We start from the raw sequence: 21,928 nt of genomic DNA on the forward strand, positions 1-21,928 counted from the left end.
GCCCGGCGGCCGTGTACGAGTTCGTGAAGAACGACGACGGCAGCGATCGCCTCGTGATCAACGCGCAGAACTGCGTGCACTGCAAGACCTGCGACATCAAGGACCCGACGCAGAACATCGTGTGGGTCACGCCCGAAGGCGGCGGCGGGCCGAATTACCCGAACATGTAACGCATCAACGCGCATGCGTGCGCGAACGAACCGGAGCAGACGATGAGCAATGCAGCGAAAGAAGTCGTGGTGGTGAGCGGTGTCCGTACCGCGATCGGTGATTTCGGCGGCAGCCTGAAGGATTTCTCGCCGACCGAGCTCGGTGCGAAGGTCGTGCGCGAAGTGCTGGCGCGCGCGAACGTGCCGGGCGATGCGGTCGGGCATGTCGTGTTCGGCCACGTCGTGAACACGGAGCCGAAGGACATGTATCTGTCGCGCGTCGCGGCGATCGACGGCGGCGTCGCACAGCACACGCCCGCGATGAACGTGAACCGGCTGTGCGGCTCGGGCCTGCAGGCGATCGTGTCGGCCGCGCAGACCATCATGCTCGGCGATGCCGACGTCGCGATCGGCGGCGGGGCCGAGAACATGAGCCGCGCGCCGTACACGGTGCCGGCCGCGCGCTTCGGCCAGCGCATGGGCGACGGCAAGCTCGTCGACATGATGCTCGGCGCGCTGCACGACCCGTTCCAGACGATCCACATGGGCGTGACGGCCGAGAACGTCGCACGCAAGTACGGCATCTCGCGCGACGCGCAGGATGCGCTCGCGCTCGAATCGCATCGTCGCGCGGCGCGCGCGATCGCGGAAGGTCGCTTCAAGGACCAGATCCTGCCGATCGCGATCCGCACGAAGAAGGGCGAGGTCGCGTTCGACACCGACGAGCACGTGCGTCACGACGCGAGCGCGGACGATTTCACGAAGCTGCGCCCGGTGTTCGCGAAGGAGAACGGCACCGTGACGGCCGGCAACGCATCGGGCATCAACGATGCGGCCGCGGCCGTGCTGATGATGAGCGCGGACGCCGCGCGCGCGCAGGGCGTGAAGCCGCTCGCACGCCTCGTCGCGTATGCGCACGCGGGCGTCGATCCGGCCTACATGGGCATCGGCCCCGTGCCGGCCACGCAGAAGGCGCTCGAACGCGCGGGCCTGAAGATCACCGATCTCGACGTGATCGAGGCGAACGAGGCGTTCGCCGCGCAGGCCTGCGCGGTCACGCAGGAGCTCGGCCTCGATCCCGCGAAGGTCAACCCGAACGGGTCGGGCATCTCGCTCGGTCACCCGATCGGCGCGACCGGTGCGCTGATCACGGTCAAGGCGCTGTACGAGCTGAAGCGCATCGGCGGGCGTTACGCGCTCGTGACGATGTGTATCGGCGGCGGCCAGGGGATTGCTGCGATCTTCGAGAACATCTGATAATCGACCGCTCAACACCCGAACACACAGGAAATTTCATGGCCATCGAAATCGTCGGCGTCGTGGGCGCCGGAACCATGGGCAACGGCATTGCGCAGACCGCCGCCGTTGCGGGATTCAACGTCGTGATGATCGACGTCAGCGATGCCGCGCTCGACAAGGGCATCGCGACGCTGAAGGGCAGCCTCGAGCGGCTCGTGTCGAAGGACAAGCTCGACGCGGCCGCGCGCGACGCGGCGCTGGCGCGCATCGCGACGTCGACCGACTACGCGAAGCTCGCGTCGGCCGACATCGTGATCGAAGCCGCGACCGAGAACGTCGAGCTGAAGGGCCGCATCCTGAAGCAGATCGAGGCCGTCGCGCGGCCCGACGCGATCGTCGCGACCAACACGTCGTCGATCTCGATCACCGCGCTCGCGGCGCCGCTAGCGGATCCGTCCCGCTTCGTCGGCATGCACTTCTTCAACCCGGTGCCGCTGATGCCGCTCGTCGAGATCATCCGCGGGCTGCAGACGAGCGACGCGACCGCGTCGGCCGTGCGCGCACTGACCGAGCGTTTCGACAAGTCGCCGATCGGCGTGCGCAATTCGCCGGGCTTCGTCGTGAACCGTATCCTCGTGCCGATGATCAACGAAGCATTCTTCGTGCTGGCCGAAGGCATCGCGTCGGCCGAGGAGATCGACGCGGGGATGAAGCTCGGCGCGAACCACCCGATCGGGCCGCTCGCGCTGGCCGACCTCGTCGGCCTCGACGTGTGCCTCGCGGTGATGGACGTGTTCGTGAAGGACTTCGGCGATCCCAAGTATCGTGCGTGCCCGCTGCTGCGCGAGATGGTGTCGGCAGGGCGGCTCGGGCGGAAGGCGGGGCGCGGGGTGTACGACTACAGCAAATAAGCGGCAAACCATGCCACTTCGCGCGGCCGCCTCCGGGCGGCCGCGTGCATTGAGCGGCGAGGTTACGCGTCCAGCACCGCCAGATCCCGCGGCAACGTCCGCTTGAACATCGCGAGGATCTGCCGCGCCGCCTTCGGCGGCAGCGTGATCGCGTGGCGCACGGCCGCCGCGATCTGGATCATCATCAGTCCGGCGAACGCGCTTCGTTGCGCGCATGTCGTGTCGGGCGCCACTTCCGCCAACGCATCCGCGAACAGCGCGGCCAGAAACTCGCCGTCCGCCCGGTCGAGTTCCTGCAGCCCGCGGTCGGCCTGCGTCGCGCGCCAGATGTCGCGCATCAGCGGCTCGTCGACGAACATCCGGTAATAGCTGTCCGTGATGCGGGCAAGCGTGCCGTGCAGGTCGTCGAGCGTCTTCATCGCGGCGAGATCGCGCCGTACGCAGTCGTGCCCGATTGCGTTGTAGCGCTCCGCGAGCGTGCCGATCACGGCCGCCTTGTCCGGAAAGTACTGGTACAGCGAACCGAACGAGATGCCCGTGCGTTCGACGATGTCGCTCATCCGGAACGCGTCGCAGCCTTTCTCGATCATCACTTCCGACGCGCACGCGAGGATGCGCTCGAACCGCTCGCGGCTGCGCTGCTGCGTCGGCACGAGCCGCGCGCGCGCCGGTGCATCCGCTGCCGCCGCTTCTGGCTCGTCGTTCTGCCCCGATTTTTGTCGGCCCATGCCGCCTCCGAAAAACTTGACGTTGCTAATGCGAGAGTCTATCGTGTTTTTAAAACGCGAGATATTCTCGCATTTCAGAGAGAAAAGGAGACGCACATGTCGGCACTTCCCATCCTCATCGTCGGCGGTTCGGGCAAGACGGGCGCCCGCGTCGATGCACGGCTGCGCGCACGCGGCATCGCGACGCGGCCCGTATCGCGCACGTCGGCCGTCCGCTTCGACTGGACGGCGCCCGCGACGTGGCCCGCCGCGCTCGACGGCGTGTCGGCCGCGTACGTGACCTACCAGCCGGATCTGTCAGTCGAAGGCGCGGTGGAATCGATCGCCGCATTCTCGCGGCTCGCACGTGAAAGCGGCGTCGAGCGCGTGGTGCTGCTGTCCGGGCGCGGCGAGCCCGGCGCGCAGGCCGCCGAGGCCGCGCTGCAGGCGTCGGGCCTGGGCTGGGGTGTGGTGCGCGCGAGCTGGTTCAACCAGAACTTCTCCGAGGGCTATCTGCTCGACAGCGTGTTGGCCGGCGAGGTCGCGCTGCCGGCCGGCGCGGTGCGCGAACCGTTCGTCGATGCGGACGACATCGCTGACGTGGCCGTGGCCGCGCTCACCGATGCGCGGTTCGCGAACCGCGTGATCGAGGTCACGGGCCCGCGCGCGCTGACGTTCGCCGAAGCCGTCGGCGAAATCGCGCGGGCCGCCGGCCGCCCGATCGTCTATCGCGAGATTCCGCCCGATGCGTTCGTCGCGGGGCTGCGCGAGGTCGGCGTGCCGGAGCCGGTGGTCGAGTTGCTCGACGAATTGTTCGGCACGGTGCTCGACGGGCGCAACAGCGAGGTGGCGCACGGCATCGCGCACACGCTCGGGCGTCCGGCGCGCGATTTCACCGACTATGCGCGTGCGACGGCCGCCACCGGCGTGTGGAGCGCCTGACCATGATCGCGTTCGTGACTTCCGCGTTGCTGTGGGGTTCGGCGGTCGGCTGCGGGCTGATGGCCGGCGTGTACTTCGCGTTCTCGACGTTCGTGATGACGTCGCTCGGCCGGCTCGCGCCGCCGGCCGGCGCGGCCGCGATGAACGCGATCAACGTCGACATCGTGCGTTCGCCGTTCATGCCGCTGTTCCTCGGCACGACGCTGATGGCGCTCGCGCTCGTCGTGATCGCATTGTTCAATCGCGACCAGCCGGGCGCGATGGCGGCGCTCGCGGGCGGCGCGCTCTACCTGTTCGGCATGTTCGCGGTAACGATGGCCGTCAACGTGCCGCTCAACGACGCGCTTGCCGCGGCCGACCCGGCGGCCGCGCACGGCGCGGCGCTGTGGATGCGTTACGTGCACGACTGGACGATGTGGAATCACGTGCGCACGGTGGCGTCGGCGGCCGCGTGCGTGTTTTTTATCGCGGGGATTGCGGCGCGGTAGCGCTGCCGTCGAGCGGGACACGCGCTACGCATAAAACACCGACGGCGACACGCGGAGATGCCGCTTGAACATCGCGTAGAACGCGCTCTGGCTGCTGTAGCCATGATCCATCGTGATGGTCGGCACCTTCTCGCTATGCGCGAGCCGCCGCCGCGCCTGTTCGCGGCAGCGGCGGAAGCTGAGCGCCGTTTCACGCCGGAATGCGCGATGGCGTGCCCGGGCCGGCAGGCCAAGCACGTCGGCCCATTCGGCAGTCGTGCGCAGGGCGGCTGGCGGAAGACGACGATGCGGATGAATACTCTCGCCCGCACGGCGGACGGGCCGAGCGCCGCGCTACAGCAGCCGCTCGGACAGCACGCGGAACGCGACGTCGGGCACGACGAAGCACATTGGCTCACCGGTGGCGCCGATGCGCGCGAGGAAGTCGCCGCCTGCGGGCCCGACCGTCTTCAGCGGCCGGACCGCGTCGATGTCGATCGGCAGGTCGATCGACGCGTACGCAAGACGGTCGCAGTCCGCGACGTGCGCGATCGCCGCGTGCTGCAGCGACAGCGTCGCGACGGCATCGCGCCAGTCCTTGAAGAACGGCGCGAACGCGTCGGGCAGCGTTCGATCGTCCGATGCTTCAGCCGCGCAGTGGAAGTCGGGCGCGCTGCCGCCTCCGCTCGCGAGCAGCGTGTCGCAGCGTCCGTCGCGCACCGCATGCGTGAAGCGCCGCGCGAGATGCGACGGCAGCGCGTCGCTGAAGAGCCGGCTGCCGAGCGCGTAGAGCGGGTGGTCGAACACGTTCTTCACGAACAGCACCGTGCGCTCGGCCGGCGCTCCGCCCGGCAGCGCATCGACGTAGAGCCGCCAGTTGCTCTGCAGCGGCGACGGAAACACACGTCGCAGCGGGCCGGCGAGCCGCGGGCCGAAGTGCCGGTGCGCATAGGTGAGCGTCGTGAACAGCGTGCGGCCGTCGCGGCTCGCGAGCGTGACGCCGCGCGGCACCAGGTGCGCGACGGCCGCGACGTCGACAACCCACGTGCAATACACGACGTTCTCGACGTCGCTCGCGAGTTGCAGGAACGGCAGCCGCGACAGCAGCGCGCGGCGCGCGCGCAGCAGCGGGCCGCTCGCGACGATCCGGTTGGCGAGCCGGCCGATCAGGCCGGAAGACGGGTAAACGAAGGCGTTGTCGTAGCGCATGAGCGGCATTGTGCCGGGGTTGTCGCGCGGGCGGAAGATGCGCGGCGGCGTCGAACCGCCGAACGCGGCGCGGACGCGCATGGTTGCGGCCGCACCGATCGCGGGTAGAGTTTCCGTCGCCGTGCTTCGGACTTCGTGCTTCGACCATCGGAATCGCAAGGCCGTGCGTCGTCGTCCGAGCGCGTATCCGGGCAACCGGCCTTCGCTTGCAGGTCTCGCATGCGAAAGCCGGCTTGCGCGCGTCAGTACGCCGAATCGCTGCCGCCCTGATCGGTGACGATCGCCACCCCCGAGCTCGTGCCGAGCCGCGTCGCGCCGGCGTCCAGCATCGCGAGCGCGGCCGCGCGGTCGCGCACGCCGCCCGATGCCTTCACGCCGAGGTCCGGCCCGACCGTACGCCGCATCAGCGCGACATCGGCGAGCGTCGCGCCGCCGTGGCCGAACCCGGTCGACGTCTTCACGAACGCGACGCCGAGGTCGCGGCACATCTCGCACACGCGCACCTTCTCGTCGTCGCTCAGCAGCCCCGTCTCGAGGATCACCTTCAGCGGCACCGCGCCGCACGCGTGCTGCACGGCCGCGATGTCGGCCTTCACGTCGTCGGCGCGGCCGCTCTTCAGCGCGCCGAGGTTGATCACCATGTCGATCTCACGGGCGCCCGCCGCGATCGCGGCCGACGCCTCGAATGCCTTCGCGGCCGACAGCCCCGCGCCGAGCGGAAAGCCGACCACCGCGCAGACGAGCACGCCGGTATCGGCCAGCTCGCGGGCGGCCAACGGCACGTTCGCCGAATTCACGCAGACCGAGTAAAAGCGATGCGCGGCCGCCTGGCGGCAGAGTTCGCGGATCTGCGCGTCGCTCGCGTCGGGCGCGAGCAGCGTGTGATCGATGGTTTGGGCGAGTTGGGCGTTGGAAAGCGGCATGTTTCAGGACTCCACGGATCGTGTGCCGGAAAGGCACACGGAAAGTTGATGTTTTCACATCGGTTTGTTACAAATACGACATTCCGGCCGGGCCCGCGCGCCCGGCACGACGAGCGACGAGTGCGACAGGCACGCAGGATACAGGCATGGAAACGAAGAAGGGCGAACGGATCAAGACGCTGATGAACGTGCTGCAAGGGCAGAACGCGATTCATCTGAGGGAAGTCGCCGAGCTGTTCGGCGTGTCCGAGATGACGATCCGCCGCGATCTCGCGGACAATCCGCACGGCCTGAGCCTGATCGGCGGCTACGTGACGCGCCATTTCGCCGCGCAGCGCAGCGACATCGGCGAGTACCTGATCAGCGCGGAGAATAACCGGCAGACCGAGGAAAAGCGCCGCATCGGCAAGCTGGCCGCGCAGTTCGTGACGACCGGCGACACGATCTTCGTCGACTGCGGCTCGACCACGCCGTTCATCGTCGACTTCATTCCGGACGACCTCGAATTCACGGCCGTCTGCAATTCGCTGAACGTATTCGCGAAGCTGCAGCAAAAGCCGCATTGCAGCGTGATCCTGTGCGGCGGCGCGTACCATCGCAAGAACATGGTGTTCGAGTCGGTCGCCGAAACCGGCATCCTCGACACGGTGCGCGTGTCGAAGGCGTTCATCTCCGCGGCCGGCGTGAGCGACCGCTGCGGCGTCACGTGCTTCAACTTCCACGAAGTCGACGCGAAGAAGAAGGTGATGGCGCGCGCGCAGAACCGCTTCCTGATCGTCGACCACACGAAGTTCGACGAAGTGCGCGCGGCTTATTTCGCCGAACTGACCGACTTCAACTACGTGATCTCCGACGGGCAACTGAGCAGTCGCTACGAAACGGCGATTCGCGAACACGGGATCGCGCTCGTGACCTGACGCTACGCGGCCGCGCATCGCTTCACGCATCGCGTGCTTCCGCCGCGCTCAGGTAGCCGGTGACCACATCGAAGCGGCGCGTCGCGCCCGGCGCGAGCACCGCGACATGGCCCTTGCGGCGTTCGGCTTCATACCCCTCCGGCTCGCAGGTCGACGGCAGCGCGAATGCGGCGACCTGCTGGTCCGCGTTGTGCAGGATCCAGCGCGTCGCATGCGGGAACTGCTCGGGGCGGTACGCGGTGTGGAATGCGCCGCCGTCCGGATGCGCGAGCAGGAAATGCGCGACGCCGTCTGCATCCGTTTCCGCACCGTTCATGAAAAACACGATCTCGGGGTCGTACAGCGCGGGCGCATCGAGCGTCGCGAGCCGTTCCGGTTCGCGTGCGAGCGTGGCCGTGTAATCGCGCCACGCGGCGGTCGGCTTCACGTGCGCGGGCACGCTTTCACGCAATCGCAACCCGCCGCGCGGCAGCGACTGCATGAAGCGGCCGCCCGGCACGTACGCATAGTTCAGGTGTGCCATGTACATCAGGTCCATCGGCGCGCCGCCGAGATTCGTAACGTCCATCGCGATCGTCATCTGTGCGTCGTGCTCCGCGAGGCGCACCGACGGACGCGCGACGTAGTGGCTGCCGAAGCCCTGCACGTATTCGTATTCGCCGGTCACTTCGATCGTTGCGCCGCGCGCATCCGTGCCGACGATCAGGCTCGCGCGATCCATCGGCGCGCACGGCATCTCGCCGTGCAGCGCGTGCGTATCTTCCGGGCCCGGGCAGCCGTTGCGCAGCAGCCCGCCGTGGAACATGAAGCAGCCGTAGGTATCGATGATCGACGCCGCGCGCTTCGGCTGCCGGAACATGTGCTTCATCGTCAGGTCGCGGCCGTCGAACGCGGCGGCCCAGATCATCTGGCCGAGATACGGCAGCACGACGAGGTGGCCGCGGCGGTTCTCGAGCTTCAGCGCCTCGACGCCGGACGGATACGCGAACGCGGTGACGGTGATGCCGTCGGTGCGGTACAGCGTGCGCGGCGTGTCGCGGAAGTCGTCGCGCCGCAGTTCGATCTTGCCTCGCATGGTCACGCTCCCGACGTATTGCGCGTCGCGGCGTAGCGCGCGGGCGCGTTGCCGTCGGCTGCCGCGTCGGGTGTGGCTGCCGGCAGGTGGCGCAGGCAGTAGAAGCCGTAGTAGACGATCACGACGAAGCACGCGAGCGGCACGACGAACGCGAGCTGCATGTTGCCGCCGGTGTGATCGGAGATCAGCCCCTGGATCAGCGGCACGACCGCGCCGCCGACGATGCTCATCACGAGGATCGAGCCGCCGTATTCGGTGTCCTTGCCGAGGCCGTCGATCGTGAGGCCGTAGATCGTCGGCCAGCACGGGCCGAGGAACACGCTTACGCACACGGCCGCATAAACGGCGGTGATGTCGTGCACGCTGATCGTGTACGCGAGCAGCGCGATGCACAGCACACCATAGACGATCAGCACCTTGGCCGGGCCGACGCGCTTCATCACGAGCGTCGCAACCAGCTTGCCGACGAAGAACGCGAAGAACGTCGCGAGCAGGTAGCGCGAGGCGCCGCGCTCGGTGAGACCGCCGATCTGCATCGCGAGCCGGATCGTGAAGCTCCACACGCCGACCTGCGCGCCGACATACAGGAACTGCGCGACGATGCCCGCGACGAAGCGCCGGTTGCCGAACAGGCGCGCGAGCGTGCCGCGCGCGTCGATCCGGTGCGTGGTCGCGCTCGGCCCGTTGCCCTTGCATGCCGGGTAGGGCGTGAGCGCAAACACGATGAACACGGCGACGAGCACGACGATCAGCCACTTGTACGGCTCGAGCGTGGCCTGGATCATCGCGAGCTGGTGCACGTGCGCGTCGGCCGCCGACATCGCCGCGAGCTGCGCATGCGACGCATCGCTTTCCTTGAAGATCAGGAAGCTGCCCATGACCACGCCGGCCATCGCGCCGAACGGGTAGAACGTCTGCGAGATGTTCAGCCGCCGCGTGCTGGTATCGCGCGGGCCCATCAGCGTCGAATACGAGTTCGACGCCGTTTCGAGGAACGACAGGCCCGCGGCGATCACGAACAGCGCGACGAGGAACATCCCGTACTTCGCCATCGACGCGGCCGGGAAGAACAGCAGGCAGCCGGTCGTGTAGAGCAGCAGGCCGACGAGGATCGTCGTCTTGTAGCTGAACTTCTTCACGACGGTCGCGGCGGGAATCGCGAGGAAGAAGTAGCCGAGATAGAACGCGGACTGCACGAACGCCGATTCGAAGTCGGACAGGAAGAACGATTTCTTGAACTGCGCGATCAGCACGTCGTTCAGGTTCGCGGCGGTGCCCCACAGCGCGAACAGGCAGCACAGCAGCGTGAATGCGAACAGCGGTGTGCGGGTCAGGTAATAGCCGTCGGGTGTGTGTTCGATTCTGGCTCGGCTCATGGGTGTCTCCTTCCCAATTGTCTCGTCGATGATGGCGCCGTTCAGAAGCCGGCGTCGCGGAGGAAGCGTTCGAACGTCGCGGCGTCGGCGTACGATTTCTGCGTGCCGAGGCCCGTGACCGAATGCGCGGCGTACGCGGATGCGTAGCGCATCGCGTCGAGCGCGTCGCGCGACGAGGCATAGCAGCGCGCGAAGCAGCCGATATACGCGTCGCCGGCGCCCGTCGTATCGCGCGCGTCGACCGGCACGCCCGGCACGTGCTGCACGCCGTCGCGCGACACGAGCAGCGAGCCCTTGTCGCCGAGCGTGACGAGCACGTGTTTCAGGCCGCGCGCGACCAGCGCTTCGGCGGCGCGCGCAGCGGTGGCGCGCGAATCGACCGGCATGCCGGACACGATCGCGAGCTCGGTTTCGTTCGGCACGAAGAATTCGACGGAGCGGATCCGCTCGAAATCGAGGTCGGCCACCGCGGGCGCGGGGTTCAGCAAAACGGGGATGCCGTGGCGCGCGCCGAATGCGATCGCGTGATAGACGGTGTCGAGTTCGATCTCGAGCTGCAGCACGATCAGCGCGCATTCGGCGAGCGTCGGCGCGGCCGCGTCGATGTCGGCCGGCTTCAGATGGCGGTTCGCGCCCTTGACGATCAGGATGCTGTTGCTCGAATCGGGTTCGACGAAGATCGGCGCGACGCCGCTCGGCACGCCGGCGACCTTGCGCACGTGCGTGGTGTCGATTCCTTCGCGCTCGAAGTTGCGGATCGTGTTGTCGGCGAACACGTCGTCGCCGACTTTCGTCACCATCACGACGCGCGCGCCGAGGCGTGCGGCCGCGACCGCCTGGTTCGCGCCCTTGCCGCCGCAGCCGAGCTCGAAGTTCAGTGCTTCGAGCGTTTCGCCCCGGGCGGGCATGCGCGTGACATAGGTCACGAGGTCGACCATGTTGCTGCCGATGACGGCGATTGTCTCCATCTGGGTCTCTTCCTTGGTATGGGGGGCGCCGCATGCGCGGTCGGCGGCGGCCTGCAATGGATGACAATAAAATCACATTAAATGTGAGAATGCGATCTCATTATGTTAGAAGGGTCACTATTTGGGATGCGGAAGGTGCGGTGGTTTCGACGTCTCGTTGCGGCTTCTGATGAATTTTTCTGACTCGGCGTGACGCAATCGATCGACTCGCACCACATATCGCCGGATCAGATATCCATCGCAAAAATAACCATTTGGTACACGCATCGGCAGGCATTACAGTCTCGCCTCCTGCCGGTTGCGACGCCGGTGATTCCGACGTTATTTCAGAAATCAGCCAAATGAATCGTTTGACGCATTCCCGGGCACGCACCGCTGCGGCCGCGCTGTTCATGCTTGGCGCGGCGTCCGCCGCGCTTGCGGCTCAACCGACGCTGCATGTCGGCATCGACGCCGAATCGTATCCGCCGTTCTTCTCGAAGGACGCCACGGGCAAGTGGAAGGGCTGGGAAATCGATGTGCTCGATGCCGCGTGCAGCAAGCTGAACGTGCGCTGCGAACTCACCGACATCGCATGGGACGGCCTGATACCGGCGTTGCAAAACCGCAAGATCGACGTGATCTGGTCGTCGATGACGATTACCGGCGAACGGCAGAAGGCCATCGACTTCAGTCGTGCCTACTACGAATCGCCGACGGTATTCGTCGGCGCAAAGAGCGATCGGCGCCGCGTCGATTGCGCGGTGCCCGCGAGCTTCAAGGGCCGCGTGATCGGTGTCGAGGCCGGCACGAACTTCTCGGCATTCCTCGACGGCCGATTCAAGCAGGACGCACAGATCAAGGCCTTCGACAAGTTCGACAATGCGCTCGCGGATCTGGTCTCCGGCCGGGTCGATTATGTGCAGGAAGCGAAGGGGCTGTTCACGGCGTTCCTGTCGTCGCGCGACGGGAAGGATTACGAGGTCAAGACCGCGTGCGCGGACGATCCGGTGCTGGGTCTCGGCATTGGCGCGGGTGTGCGGCGCGGCGACGCGCTACGCGGCAGGTTGTCGACCGCGATTGCGCAGCTGCAGCAGGACGGCACGTGGGATGCGATCACCGCGCGCTATCCGAACCTGAAGGGCACGATCGAGAAGGGCCGCTGAAGCGATGGCAGCGGACGACTCGCTGCTGGCGCTGCTCGCATTCGGCGGCGGCGGTTACGGGCGCATCTTCGCGGGTGCGTTCGCGTTGACGCTTGGCGTCGCGGCTGCGTCGTTCTGCACCGGCACGCTGCTCGGCATCGCAGGCGCGCTCGGGAAGCTGTCGCGGTATGCGCCGCTCGCCTGGCTCATCCGCCTTTACACGATGCTCGTGCGCGCGCTGCCCGAGCTGTTGTGCCTGCTGCTCGCGTTCTACGCGGTCGCACCGGCTGCCGAGGCGGCCCTGCGCCGAAGCGGCCTGGTGTCCGACGGCTTCGCATTCGATCCGTTCCTCGTCGCTGCGTTGTCGCTCGGTTTTATCCAGGGTGCGTATCTCACCGACATCTTCCGCGCGGCGCTCGTCAATGTTCCGGTCGGTCAGATCGAAGCCGCGCACGCGTACGGGATGACGCCGTGGCAGACGCTGATGCGCATCCGGCTCCCGGCCGCGGCGCGGCTCGCGCTGCCCGGTGTCGGCAACGTGTGGCTGAACGCGACCAAGGATGCGTCGTTCATCAGCGTGCTCGGATCGTTTACGGATCTGCTGAAGGCGAGCCAGCTCGCCGCCGGTGCGACCCGGCACTACGTGTTCTTCTATGCGGTCACGGCGGCATTGTTCCTGCTGCTGAGCATCACGTCGACGGGGCTCTTCGCCGCGCTCGAGCGGTACGCGAACCGCGGCATGCCGAGCGCGAGCACATGATCTTCTCGATGCCGTTCCTGCTCGATACGGTCATGCCGAAGCTGCTCGCCGCGGTGCCGACGACGGTCGCGCTGATGCTGTTGTCCGGCACGGCCAGTGTGCTGCTCGGCGTGCCGCTCGCGCTTGCCGCCGGCGCGAGCGATGCGCCGCTTCGCTGGTTCGCGCGCGGCTGGATCATGCTGATTCGCGGCACGCCGCTGCTGGTGCAGCTTTATCTGCTGTACTACGGATTCGGCCAGATCGTGCCGCGCGAATGGATGCGCGACAGCTGGGCATCGCCTCTGTTGCGCGACGCGTTCTGGTATGCCGTCGTCGCCTTGAGCGTGAACGAGAGTGCGTATGTCGCGACGATCCTGCGCGGCGCGATCGCCGGTGTGCCGGCCGGCGAGATCGAGGCAGGTTACGCGTACGGGATGACGCGCATCGGCGTACTGCGCCGGATCGTCGGCCCGCGCGCGTGGCGGCTCGCGCTGCCCGCGCTCACCGGCGAAGCGATCCTGCTGCTGAAATCGACCGTCCTCGCGTCGACCATCACGGTGTTCGACGTGATGGGGACGGCCAACACGCTGCGCTTCGAGACGTTGCGCGTGTACGAACCGCTGGCCGGCGCGGCGATCATCTATGTCGTGCTGGTCGCGCTGCTGACGATTCCTGCCGCCCGTCTCGAGAGACGCCTCAATCGCTACCTGACGCGCGAGTCGGACGACCGCGCACCCGCGCGCGCACGTCACGCGTCGTCGGGCGTGTGGGCGGCCCCCAACTGATTCTCCTGTCCCGCATTGAGCATGACGATGTCCGATCCTCGCCCCCTGCTGTTTTCCCTCTATGAACAAGCCAGCGTCGGCTGCGGCGGTGCGCCGAGCCTCTGGACCCATCCCGCCGACGAACGGCTGCGCGCCAATACGCTCGCGTACTGGTCGGACCTCGCGCGCAAGGCCGAGCAGGTCGATCTCGACATGCTGTTCTTCGCGGATGTGCTCGGCCTGTACGACGTGTACGGCGGGTCGGCCGACGCCGCACTGCGGTGGGCGGTGGAGTCGCCGGCCAACGATCCGATGATGCTGATCCCGGCGCTCGTCGCGCAGACCGAACGCCTGGCGTTCGGCGTGACCGCGAGCACGACCTACGAACATCCGTTCGCGCTCGCGCGCCGCTTCAGCACGCTCGATCACCTGAGCAACGGCCGGATCGGCTGGAACATCGTGACGTCCTACCTGACGAGCGCGGCGCGCAATTTCGGGCTCGACCGGATGATCGGCCACGACGAACGCTACGCGCGCGCGGAGGAGTTTCTCGATGTCGTCTACAAGCTGTGGGAAGGGAGCTGGGCGGACGACGCAGTCGTCGCCGACAAGCACGCGCCACGCTATGCGCGCGGCGACCGCGTGCGGCCGATCGCGCACGAAGGCACGCACTATCGCGTGCACGGCCCGCACGTGTGCGCGCCGTCGCCGCAGCGCTCGCCCGTACTGATTCAGGCCGGCTGGTCCGGGCGCGGACGCGAATTCGCGGCGAAGCACGCCGAAGTGGTGTTCGTCGCGAAGTCGAATCCGCACGAGATCCGTACCGGTCTCGACGAGATTCGCCGGCTTGCGGTCGAAAACGGCCGTGCGGCGGACGACGTGAAGGCGCTCACGGTGCTGCGGATCGTGACGGCGCGCTCGTCAAGCGACGCGAAGGAGAAATACCATGCGCTGCAGCAGCACTATCACCTGCAGGCACAGCTCGTCAGCTACGCGGGCGACACCGGCATCGACATCGATCGCTATGCGGACGACGAGCCGCTGACCACGCAGACCGAAGGGCTGACGTCCTACGTGATGCGGCCGGACGGCAGCGGCAAGCCGCTGACGGCCGGCGATGTGCGCCGCAAGTTCGCGAGCGTTACGCGCGGCACCGACCTGATTCTCGTCGGTTCGCCGGACGAAGTCGCCGACCAGATCGCCGAGCATGCGCGGCAGTCGACGACGAGCGGCTACATGCTCAATCCGCTGATCAGCCCCGGCACGTTCGACGATTTCGCCGAATTGATCGTGCCGGAATTGAAGAAGCGCGGCCTGTACCGGACGCTGCCGCCGGGCGGGACGTTCCGTTCGCGCCTGGGGGGGGGCGATCGCCTGCCGGACAGTGCTTATGGTGCGTCGTTCCGGCAATCGTGATGTCCGCCGGGACCCAAAGGACGGACGCTTGCCGCTCATCGTAGAGCGTTCTCGACACCGAGCAGCGACCGGCGCACGCGTACGTTATCGTCGGACCTGAACCGATGCATTGGAGTGAGCGGCTCGCGCGCGCCGCTCGCCGTTCTGTTTGCACACGACGCGTCGGTCGTGTCGGATCATGTCGGACGGGCAATGGTCGACCGCTCCGGGAGCGACGCGCGTGTGTAACATGCCGTAATCGCGCGTTGTCGAGCCCGTTTCCACGATCGGTAGCCGGACGGGGCAGACGGCCCGATGCATGCATGAGTCAACGGTCCCTCGGTGCGCTCCTCCACTCCTGCGGTATGCACCGGCACTGTTTCGATCATGCGATCACGAAGCTGCTTTGATTTGCGTAGAGCCATTACGGAACAGCACGGGTGTCGCGACGTCGCCGTGTCTGCCGCGCAATCTGCCGTTACTGTCGAAACCCACCTGGACGCCGGTCCGCGTTGCGTCCCCTGTCGACTGCGACATCAATGTGTCGAATACATCGTTGGCTCGACATTGGTGCACCCATCCTCGCATTCGTTCATGGATAGTCAAACGTGATGAACTGCGCCGACGACCAGACCTTGCTGTCGTTGCGCTGCCGTCCGAAGAAATACACGGGACGACATCCGAACGGCGCATTGCCGGGGGCCACGTCGATGCTGCCTGCGAGATCGACGGGTAGCGGCTGGTCGGTCAGCCGCTCGACCGCGACGAACAGCTCGGTGCCGCCGAGCGCATGCGTTGCCGCGCCGCGCGCGAGCAGTTCCGCGCCGCTGATTTCAAAACGGAACGCAGGCGCATGCACGAACGGATTGCGCTGCAGTGGATCGCCGACCTTCGCGAAGCTGTCGATCGTGCCTTCGATGACGATCGTCGCGCCGGCGAGATTGCCGATGTCGAGCTCGATGCTGTCGGCGTCGCCATAGGTATCGCTGCGGAACTCGACGTCGGTCGCGCCGGTGCGCCATGCCGACTCCTCGACATGCTCGAAGCCGTGCGATCCAAAACGGTGAATCGTGCCGTTGCCGATGCGGATCCGGCCGCGCCACGCGGCCCAGCGGTAACGGTCGCGGATGCGCGCGCCGCCCCAGCGGATACGAATCAGGCGATCGGCGTAGCCGAGTTCCGCATGCAGGTTGCGTTCCCACAGCAACCCTTCGTGATCGTACGCAGCCACGTATTCCCAGCCTGACTGGCCAAGCAGCCGGTAGTCGAGCCGCGCCGGCCCGCGGTGCGTAAACGCGTCGCCTTGCCAGTAATCGCCGCAACGCACGAGCAGCGCGCTGTGCTCGCCGGTGGTCGCCCACGTGCGGCGCGCGCGCAGCGCTTCGCCAACGCTCTTCCGGTCGAGCGCGGGCGCGAGCACGCCGGTCAGCCCGCCGTGCACGCCGAACACCTGCACACCGGGCGCGCCGCCGCCCGGCCGGCCGCGATGTTCGTCGCCGCTGGCCGCTACGCCAAGCCGGTAGCCGCGCGTGATCACGTCCTGGTATAGCCAGCCGAAATGCCCCCATGACGACGCGATCTCGACGAGTCGCTCGAGCTCCGGATGGTGCCAGTCGGGGATGTAGCGGCGGCCACCGACATGCGGCATCACCAGATGCTGAGCGGCATCGTCCGCATACGCGTCCCACAGTTCCTCGACGGGCCAGCGGCCGAGTTCGACCGTATGGCCCTTCATGTCCTCGTTCCAGACCAGCGTACGGTTGTGTTCGCCGCGCGCGTTGTACGGGAAGTCCGGCCGAGCGTCGCCGAGAAACACGACGTTGTGGTCGCCGCCTGCGGTCGAACTTCCGCACCATTCCTGCACGGGATAGACAACGAAGCGGCCCGGCTCGTTGAAGCGCTCGACCGCCTCGACACCAAGCTGCCAGTTTTCGTCGGTGATCTGGAAATCGTTCGCGGTATAACCAAGCACGTCGATGCCGCCGATGTCGCGTGCGTAGCGCGCGTTGTACTCGGGACTGTTGGTGCCGACCGTGTCATGCGCGTGCACATGGAGATCCGCATACAGCGCGCGCGGCGCGGGCAGCGACGCGTCGACCGTGAGCCACGCTTCGGCCGCGCGCACGTCTGGCCGCGCGGGCATGTCGGCCACGATGCGCAGCGTGCCCGCATCGGTCGGCAGGTCGTCGACCGCGCCGCTCGCGAACCCCGCGTCGGGCAGTACGTGCTCGCGCCGGTAGACGGTTTCGCCGCGTGCGTCGTACGCGGTAACGCGTGCCGCGCCGCCGACGTCGCGGCACGCGTTACCCCAGCAGTCCTGCAGCGACAGCCGGAACGGCGCGCGCGTGCCCGGCCGTACGAAGCGCGGGCCGTTCAGCAGCATGTCGGACGGCGCGCCGGCGCGGATGTCGATCGATACGTCGCCGGGCACCGCGACGAAGCGTGACGTGCCGAGCGGATCGACGTAGAGCCGGAACCGGAAGCTGTCCTCGGCGAAGGTCTGCACGCGCGTGCCGGGGCTGCGCCGACGGTCGCCGAGGCGAATCACGATCCGGTCGCCGGCATTCACGTAGCCGTCGACGATGTCGACGATCACGGCCTTCTGGAACGGCCGTTCATGCCCCTTCTGGTCGAAGCGCACGTTCAGCGCCTGCACCGTGGCCGGGCTCTGACCCGGCACGAGCGGTGCCGCATGGTATTCGGCGCTGATGTAGTTCGCGGCGCTCGGGTCGCTCGTCTGGAACAGCGCCCAGTCGGAATAGAACTTGAAGGTGGCCTTCAGCCAGCCGCCGTCGGCGATGCCCGATGAGCCGACTTCATAGTCGAGCACGATTTCGTTCCACTCACCGGCTTCGAGACGCGTGACGTTGCAACGTACGCGTCCTGCAAAGGGCAGACGCTTGTGGCGTTCGTACAGTCCTTCGGGCGCAACATGCGGGCCCAGGCGGTCGCGCAGCGCGGCGGCGCGGGCATCAACGGTATCGAGGATGTCGTGGGATTCGTTCATGGGGAACTCAAAAAGGATGGCGATGGAATGCGGGCGCTTCAATGCGCGAACGGCCAGGGCGCGCTCGCGTCCCAGACGGGGATGCCCATGTACGCGTACCACGGCGCGATCACGCAGAGGCCATAGCCGATCGCGATCAGCACCGACACCACGCCAACCTTCGCGTAGTCGGCCGTCGAGAACGCGCCGCTGCTATACGCGATGACGCCGGCGGTGATCTGCGTGGGCAGCAGGTACGCGAAGCTGTCGGTGTCGCTGACCAGCATCGTGAACGCGACCGGATGCAGACCGAGTCGCGGCGCGAGGGCAAGCGCGATCGGGGCGATCATCGTGACGGCCGCGACGTTGGACAGCATGCCGATGCGGATCACGTGCGTGCCGAGCATCACGATCGCGATGGCCAGCCACCAGCCGTGCCCACGCGCGGCGACGTAGATATGATCGGCGGCCCAGTTCGCGAGCCCGGACGCACTGATCGCCGACGACAGCGACAGCGCGCCGGCCAGCAGGAACAACGTGCCCCAGATCGTGCGCTGCTCGACCTCGGCCCAGCCGAAACGCAGCACGCCGGGTGCGAACAACAGTGCGAGCGCGATCAGCGCGACGATTTCCGATGGCAGATGATGGAACGGTTCGGTTGCCCACAGCACGGCGACGCCCGCGAACAGCGCAAGCACGATCGCGTCGTTGCGCGTGGCTGGCGGTTGCGCGTGACGCATTGCCGCGATCGCGTCGAGACCGCCGGGAATCGCAACCGCGCGCGAGCGGAAATAAAACTGCACCCAGCCCTGTGTGATCGCGAACATCCCGAGGTATGGCCACTGCAGCTTCAGCCACGTCAGATACGAGATCCGGATGCCGAGCTGCTTTTCGAGCAGCCCTGACACGACCATGTTGGGCAGGTGGGCCGTCAGGATACACATGCCGCTGATCATCGCGCCGTATACGAGCGTCTGGATCACGATCGCCTTTCTGGCAGCGCGCTCGCGCGGCGATTCGCCGAACAGCCGGACGATGCCGTTCGTGACCGGCAGCAACGTGGCGGCACGTGCGTTCGCGGCCGGCACGACGAGCGCCATCACGCAGTTCACCGCGAACATCGCCCAGATCACGCCGTTAGCCGTGCGGACCTTCAGGCGATCGAGCAGCAGCAATGCAATGCGTCGGTCGAGCCCGCACGCCTGCATGATCGCGGAGAACAGGAAGGCGGCGAGACACAGAAACACGACGGGCGCGGCGAAGCCGCTTGCCGCTTTCGGAAACGACGGGCTCGCGTGTGACAGCACGAGCAGCATCGGCAGCAGGATGCCGCTTACGCCGACAGGAACCGCGTCGGTGATCCACACGATCGCGACCCATGCGACGACCGCGAGTGTCGCCTTGCCTTCTGCGGAAAGATGCGCGGGCGCGGGCAACCACCATGCGATCGCGAAGAACGCGAGCCACGCGGCGGCAAAGCCGATCGCGCCACGCCACTGCGCGCCACGCGATCGTCCCGTCGCGTGCGGATCGGAGCGCCGCTCCGCTGCCGGTTCGGCCCGCGACGGCCGGCTTGCCTGCGCACCGTCCAGCGACGGCGTGCCGATTGCGTTTTCGGTCACTGGTATGCTCCCCGTGCGTCGGGCGCTGAAATAGCAGACCCGACCGTCTGTCGAGATGTAATAATACGTATTAATACAAGTTGAGCGATCCAATTGCTTTTCATATCGATATCGAAGATCGCGCATAGCGCGAGCCGAGCACGGAGAGGAACGACCGATGACGCTGGTGCGTGACGACACGACGTCGCTCTACGAGCAGATCGCGACGACGCTGCGCGACGAGATCGAACGCGGCGTGTACGAGCCGACCGGCAAGCTGCCGTCAGAGGCCCGGTTGAGCGAGCGTTTTCAAGTGAGCCGCGTGACCGTCAGGCTCGCGCTCGATCGCCTCACCGACGCGCGCATCGTCGAGCGCAAGCAGGGCAAAGGGACCTTCGCCGCGAAGCAGCGGCTGCGGCATCGGCTCGACGTGCTGCGTGGGCTTCACGATTCGATCGCCGGGCAGGGCGCACGGGCACGGATGGAATTGCTGCGCATGGAAGCGTGCGACGTACCGCCGGGCTTGCGGCAGGCATTCGCCGCCGACGTCACGCGCTGTATCTATCTCGAGCGCCGGCACTGGGTCGACGACGAACCTGTCGCGCTCGCGCAGACCTGCCTGCTGCCCGATGCGCGTACCTTCACCTTCGAGCAGGCCGAGAGCATGTCGACCTACGAGGTGTTGGAGACCTTGGTTGGCTGGCGCATCACGGATGCCGAGATGTCGGTGACGGCCGTGGCCGCGCCGGACGATATCGCTGCCCGGCTAAAGACGGGAAAACAAGCGCCGCTGCTCGTGTTGCGGCGGACGTCGCATCTGGCCGACGGCCGTACGTGTGAATCCACGGTGTTTCATATACGGCCCGAGCGCTTTGATCTGGTGGTCCGAAGCGGTGTCGAGGCACGGTTTGTCGGTTGAAGCGTGCTTTCAGTCACGCGACGATGGCCTGAGCGCAGTCAATCGATCGGGCAAGGCGCCCGCGCGTTTTCCAAATCACCTTTCGATCTAGATTTCGCACTTTTTATTCTTTCTCGGAATTTCGCGGTTCTGTCATATTTCTGTGCTCCGAATTCATCGGACCAGAAAAATGTCAAAGACCACCATCATCGCGACGATCGGACCGGCGTCGAATACCGCTGAAACGCTTCTTGCGTTGTACCGTTCGGGCATGACCGTCGCGCGCCTCAACGCACGCGAGCCCGTGCGCCGCTGTACGAACGCGCAATGACCGCATTCATCGGCGTCTATGGCGCGGTCGTGCTCGCGAAGACGCTGGTCTTCGCGTGACGGGAGCGCAACCGATGCAGAATGTCCTGACCGCGCTGGTTCCGATCTTCGTGCTGATCCTGGCGGGATTCGTGCTGCGGCAGCGCCGCCTACTGCCGGACGAATTCTGGCTGCCATGCGAAACGCTGAACTACTACTACATGTTTCCCGCGCTGATGTTCAGCCAGGTCGCGAAAGCCAATTTGACGCAGTTTCCGGTGCGGCCGATCGCGGTCGCGATCCTCGGCGCGGTGGCCGCGAGCGCGGCGCTGCTCTATGCGTGGCGAGCGTGGAGCCGGCAGCCGGGGGCCGTGTTTTCGTCGGTGATCCAGGGGGCGTTACGGCCCAATACGTATGTGGGTGTTGCCGCAGCGGCGGCGCTGTACGGGAGCGTCGGTCTCACGCTCACGTCGATCAGCATCGCGGTCGCGATTCCGCTTCTGAACGTCGCATCGATCATTATCCTGATGCGTCACGGCCGTGGTGGCGCACCGTCGGCATGGCAGATCGGCGGCGCGCTGCTGAGGAACCCGGTCATCATGTCGGTCGTACTCGGCGCCGCGTTCAATCTCGGCGGGCTGGGTTTGCCGGGTGTGGTGTCGAGCGTGCTGTCGATTCTCGGCGCTGCGTCGCTCCCGCTCGGACTGCTCGCGGTGGGAGCGGGCCTTGACGTGAAGGCCGCGAAGGCGGCGCGCGGCCCCGTGTTCCAGTCGTCGGTGATCAAGTTGCTGCTCGTGCCGCTGCTGACCTTCTGGATCGGTTTCAGCCTCGGCATCCGGGGCCCGGCACTCACGACGATCGTGTTGTTCAATTCACTGCCGTGTACACCGTCCGCGTACATCATGGCGAAGCTGCTCGGCGGTGATCACCGATTGTCCGCTGGCATCATTACCGTACAGACGGCGCTTGCGGCCGTCACGATGCCGTTGGTGCTGCTTGTGTTCCACGGCTGAACCGGATTCGCGAGAGGTGGTGTGGCGAAATGCACAAGGCCGGCCAGGTTGCACTGACCGGCCTTTTGCATTTCCGATGGGCGAATCCTGCGATCGGGACCTTCCGGCGCGCATTCCGGCAATCCGCAGCAGCCGGGGGCTGACGGACGGATATCGATTCCCCAAAACATTGGTAGGGCCACGCGATGCCGGGCGGTAGAGTCGACTATCCGGTCG

General features: G+C 66.7%; 22 protein-coding genes. 13 read left to right on the forward strand and 9 right to left on the reverse strand.

Features of this window, described 5'->3' with window-relative positions; genetic code table 11:
• The 3 genes from GD429_RS29025 to GD429_RS29035 form a co-directional block, all read left to right on the forward strand.
• Window positions 1-170, forward strand: a 170-nt coding sequence (locus GD429_RS29025) for a 4Fe-4S dicluster domain-containing protein (protein ID WP_176730071.1), incomplete at its 5' end; no start/stop codon positions are given.
• A 42-nt stretch (window positions 171-212) separates the two neighbouring features.
• Window positions 213-1,406: a beta-ketothiolase BktB gene (gene bktB, locus GD429_RS29030; protein ID WP_152862174.1), complete on the forward strand. Its 1,194-nt coding sequence runs from the start codon at window positions 213-215 to the stop codon at window positions 1,404-1,406.
• Window positions 1,407-1,444: 38 nt separating this feature from the next.
• Window positions 1,445-2,299 (forward strand): 3-hydroxybutyryl-CoA dehydrogenase, encoded by an 855-nt coding sequence (locus GD429_RS29035; RefSeq protein WP_152862176.1) that lies wholly within the window; start codon window positions 1,445-1,447, stop codon window positions 2,297-2,299.
• 62 nt (window positions 2,300-2,361) lie between these two features.
• On the opposite strand, the gene GD429_RS29040 is transcribed toward GD429_RS29035, so the two are convergent.
• On the reverse strand, window positions 2,362-3,027 hold the full coding sequence (locus tag GD429_RS29040) for a TetR/AcrR family transcriptional regulator (RefSeq protein ID WP_152862178.1): 666 nt from the start codon (window positions 3,025-3,027) through the stop codon (window positions 2,362-2,364).
• 96 nt (window positions 3,028-3,123) lie between these two features.
• Between GD429_RS29040 and GD429_RS29045 the strand changes: the two genes are divergently transcribed.
• Complete coding sequence (locus GD429_RS29045) at window positions 3,124-3,948, forward strand: NmrA family transcriptional regulator (protein WP_152862180.1); 825 nt, start codon at window positions 3,124-3,126, stop codon at window positions 3,946-3,948.
• A gap of 2 nt (window positions 3,949-3,950) precedes the next feature.
• Window positions 3,951-4,436 carry a DUF1772 domain-containing protein gene (locus tag GD429_RS29050; protein ID WP_152862182.1) on the forward strand — a complete coding sequence of 162 codons (486 nt, stop codon included), beginning with the start codon at window positions 3,951-3,953 and terminating at the stop codon, window positions 4,434-4,436.
• 24 nt (window positions 4,437-4,460) lie between these two features.
• On the opposite strand, the gene GD429_RS29055 is transcribed toward GD429_RS29050, so the two are convergent.
• From GD429_RS29055 to deoC, 3 genes are all read right to left on the reverse strand, one after another.
• Window positions 4,461-4,673 carry a helix-turn-helix domain-containing protein gene (locus GD429_RS29055; protein WP_415748960.1) on the reverse strand — a complete coding sequence of 71 codons (213 nt, stop codon included), beginning with the start codon at window positions 4,671-4,673 and terminating at the stop codon, window positions 4,461-4,463.
• Window positions 4,674-4,769: 96 nt separating this feature from the next.
• Complete coding sequence (locus GD429_RS29060; RefSeq protein WP_152862328.1) at window positions 4,770-5,633, reverse strand: DUF2071 domain-containing protein; 864 nt, start codon at window positions 5,631-5,633, stop codon at window positions 4,770-4,772.
• A 233-nt stretch (window positions 5,634-5,866) separates the two neighbouring features.
• Window positions 5,867-6,547 carry a deoxyribose-phosphate aldolase gene (gene deoC / locus GD429_RS29065; RefSeq protein WP_152862186.1) on the reverse strand — a complete coding sequence of 227 codons (681 nt, stop codon included), beginning with the start codon at window positions 6,545-6,547 and terminating at the stop codon, window positions 5,867-5,869.
• Window positions 6,548-6,693: 146 nt separating this feature from the next.
• Between deoC and deoR the strand changes: the two genes are divergently transcribed.
• Complete coding sequence (gene deoR / locus GD429_RS29070; protein WP_152862188.1) at window positions 6,694-7,464, forward strand: DNA-binding transcriptional repressor DeoR; 771 nt, start codon at window positions 6,694-6,696, stop codon at window positions 7,462-7,464.
• A 22-nt stretch (window positions 7,465-7,486) separates the two neighbouring features.
• Here the strand turns inward: deoR and GD429_RS29075 are convergent, their stop codons facing one another.
• Genes GD429_RS29075 through rbsK form a run of 3 tightly spaced genes read right to left on the reverse strand, consistent with a single transcriptional unit; the run spans window position 7,487 to window position 10,883 of the window.
• Complete coding sequence (locus tag GD429_RS29075) at window positions 7,487-8,539, reverse strand: aldose 1-epimerase family protein (RefSeq protein WP_152862190.1); 1,053 nt, start codon at window positions 8,537-8,539, stop codon at window positions 7,487-7,489.
• A 2-nt stretch (window positions 8,540-8,541) separates the two neighbouring features.
• Window positions 8,542-9,915 (reverse strand): L-fucose:H+ symporter permease, encoded by a 1,374-nt coding sequence (gene fucP, locus GD429_RS29080; protein WP_152862192.1) that lies wholly within the window; start codon window positions 9,913-9,915, stop codon window positions 8,542-8,544.
• 41 nt (window positions 9,916-9,956) lie between these two features.
• The gene (gene rbsK / locus GD429_RS29085) at window positions 9,957-10,883 is read right to left on the reverse strand and encodes a ribokinase (protein ID WP_152862193.1); all 927 of its coding nucleotides are present in this window, start codon (window positions 10,881-10,883) and stop codon (window positions 9,957-9,959) included.
• A gap of 341 nt (window positions 10,884-11,224) precedes the next feature.
• Here rbsK and GD429_RS29095 point away from each other — a divergent pair, with 341 nt between their 5' ends.
• Genes GD429_RS29095 through GD429_RS29110 form a run of 4 tightly spaced genes read left to right on the forward strand, consistent with a single transcriptional unit; the run spans window position 11,225 to window position 14,926 of the window.
• Window positions 11,225-12,028, forward strand: a complete 804-nt coding sequence (locus tag GD429_RS29095) for a transporter substrate-binding domain-containing protein (RefSeq protein ID WP_152862195.1) — start codon at window positions 11,225-11,227, stop codon at window positions 12,026-12,028.
• 4 nt (window positions 12,029-12,032) lie between these two features.
• Complete coding sequence (locus GD429_RS29100) at window positions 12,033-12,767, forward strand: ABC transporter permease subunit (protein WP_152862197.1); 735 nt, start codon at window positions 12,033-12,035, stop codon at window positions 12,765-12,767.
• Window positions 12,764-13,531: an ABC transporter permease gene (locus GD429_RS29105; protein ID WP_152862199.1), complete on the forward strand. Its 768-nt coding sequence runs from the start codon at window positions 12,764-12,766 to the stop codon at window positions 13,529-13,531. Before GD429_RS29100 ends, GD429_RS29105 begins: the two co-directional genes overlap by 4 nt.
• 27 nt (window positions 13,532-13,558) lie before the next feature.
• Complete coding sequence (locus GD429_RS29110; RefSeq protein ID WP_152862201.1) at window positions 13,559-14,926, forward strand: LLM class flavin-dependent oxidoreductase; 1,368 nt, start codon at window positions 13,559-13,561, stop codon at window positions 14,924-14,926.
• Window positions 14,927-15,497: 571 nt separating this feature from the next.
• Here the strand turns inward: GD429_RS29110 and GD429_RS29115 are convergent.
• Together GD429_RS29115 and GD429_RS29120 are read right to left on the reverse strand one after the other, a co-directional pair.
• Window positions 15,498-17,912 (reverse strand): hypothetical protein, encoded by a 2,415-nt coding sequence (locus GD429_RS29115; protein ID WP_152862203.1) that lies wholly within the window; start codon window positions 17,910-17,912, stop codon window positions 15,498-15,500.
• A 38-nt stretch (window positions 17,913-17,950) separates the two neighbouring features.
• The gene (locus GD429_RS29120; RefSeq protein WP_321574951.1) at window positions 17,951-19,513 is read right to left on the reverse strand and encodes a DASS family sodium-coupled anion symporter; all 1,563 of its coding nucleotides are present in this window, start codon (window positions 19,511-19,513) and stop codon (window positions 17,951-17,953) included.
• Window positions 19,514-19,670: 157 nt separating this feature from the next.
• Here GD429_RS29120 and GD429_RS29125 point away from each other — a divergent pair, with 157 nt between their 5' ends.
• The 3 genes from GD429_RS29125 (at window position 19,671) to GD429_RS29135 (ending at window position 21,712) form a co-directional block, all read left to right on the forward strand.
• On the forward strand, window positions 19,671-20,411 hold the full coding sequence (locus GD429_RS29125) for a GntR family transcriptional regulator (protein WP_152862205.1): 741 nt from the start codon (window positions 19,671-19,673) through the stop codon (window positions 20,409-20,411).
• 169 nt (window positions 20,412-20,580) lie between these two features.
• On the forward strand, window positions 20,581-20,721 hold the full coding sequence (locus GD429_RS29130) for a pyruvate kinase (RefSeq protein ID WP_227791782.1): 141 nt from the start codon (window positions 20,581-20,583) through the stop codon (window positions 20,719-20,721).
• Window positions 20,722-20,794: 73 nt separating this feature from the next.
• Window positions 20,795-21,712 carry an AEC family transporter gene (locus GD429_RS29135; RefSeq protein WP_152862207.1) on the forward strand — a complete coding sequence of 306 codons (918 nt, stop codon included), beginning with the start codon at window positions 20,795-20,797 and terminating at the stop codon, window positions 21,710-21,712.
• Window positions 21,713-21,928 lie beyond the last annotated feature (216 nt).

This window comes from Burkholderia sp. BE17, from assembly GCF_009362305.1.
Classification (GTDB): Bacteria; Pseudomonadota; Gammaproteobacteria; order Burkholderiales; family Burkholderiaceae; genus Burkholderia; species Burkholderia pyrrocinia_C.

Excerpts from the sequence above, each read along its gene's own strand:
- GD429_RS29115 (WP_152862203.1), bottom strand. The coding sequence starts at position 17,912 with ATGAACGAATCCCACGACATCCTCGATACCGTTGATGCCCGCGCCGCC.
- GD429_RS29035 (WP_152862176.1), top strand. The coding sequence starts at position 1,445 with ATGGCCATCGAAATCGTCGGCGTCGTGGGCGCCGGAACCATGGGCAAC.
- GD429_RS29095 (WP_152862195.1), top strand. The coding sequence starts at position 11,225 with ATGAATCGTTTGACGCATTCCCGGGCACGCACCGCTGCGGCCGCGCTG.
- GD429_RS29130 (WP_227791782.1), top strand. The coding sequence starts at position 20,581 with ATGTCAAAGACCACCATCATCGCGACGATCGGACCGGCGTCGAATACC.
- GD429_RS29040 (WP_152862178.1), bottom strand. The coding sequence starts at position 3,027 with ATGGGCCGACAAAAATCGGGGCAGAACGACGAGCCAGAAGCGGCGGCA.
- GD429_RS29105 (WP_152862199.1), top strand. The coding sequence starts at position 12,764 with ATGATCTTCTCGATGCCGTTCCTGCTCGATACGGTCATGCCGAAGCTG.
- fucP (WP_152862192.1), bottom strand. The coding sequence starts at position 9,915 with ATGAGCCGAGCCAGAATCGAACACACACCCGACGGCTATTACCTGACC.
- GD429_RS29125 (WP_152862205.1), top strand. The coding sequence starts at position 19,671 with ATGACGCTGGTGCGTGACGACACGACGTCGCTCTACGAGCAGATCGCG.
- rbsK (WP_152862193.1), bottom strand. The coding sequence starts at position 10,883 with ATGGAGACAATCGCCGTCATCGGCAGCAACATGGTCGACCTCGTGACC.
- GD429_RS29110 (WP_152862201.1), top strand. The coding sequence starts at position 13,559 with ATGTCCGATCCTCGCCCCCTGCTGTTTTCCCTCTATGAACAAGCCAGC.
- GD429_RS29045 (WP_152862180.1), top strand. The coding sequence starts at position 3,124 with ATGTCGGCACTTCCCATCCTCATCGTCGGCGGTTCGGGCAAGACGGGC.
- bktB (WP_152862174.1), top strand. The coding sequence starts at position 213 with ATGAGCAATGCAGCGAAAGAAGTCGTGGTGGTGAGCGGTGTCCGTACC.
- deoR (WP_152862188.1), top strand. The coding sequence starts at position 6,694 with ATGGAAACGAAGAAGGGCGAACGGATCAAGACGCTGATGAACGTGCTG.
- GD429_RS29050 (WP_152862182.1), top strand. The coding sequence starts at position 3,951 with ATGATCGCGTTCGTGACTTCCGCGTTGCTGTGGGGTTCGGCGGTCGGC.
- GD429_RS29075 (WP_152862190.1), bottom strand. The coding sequence starts at position 8,539 with ATGCGAGGCAAGATCGAACTGCGGCGCGACGACTTCCGCGACACGCCG.
- deoC (WP_152862186.1), bottom strand. The coding sequence starts at position 6,547 with ATGCCGCTTTCCAACGCCCAACTCGCCCAAACCATCGATCACACGCTG.
- GD429_RS29135 (WP_152862207.1), top strand. The coding sequence starts at position 20,795 with ATGCAGAATGTCCTGACCGCGCTGGTTCCGATCTTCGTGCTGATCCTG.
- GD429_RS29060 (WP_152862328.1), bottom strand. The coding sequence starts at position 5,633 with ATGCCGCTCATGCGCTACGACAACGCCTTCGTTTACCCGTCTTCCGGC.
- GD429_RS29100 (WP_152862197.1), top strand. The coding sequence starts at position 12,033 with ATGGCAGCGGACGACTCGCTGCTGGCGCTGCTCGCATTCGGCGGCGGC.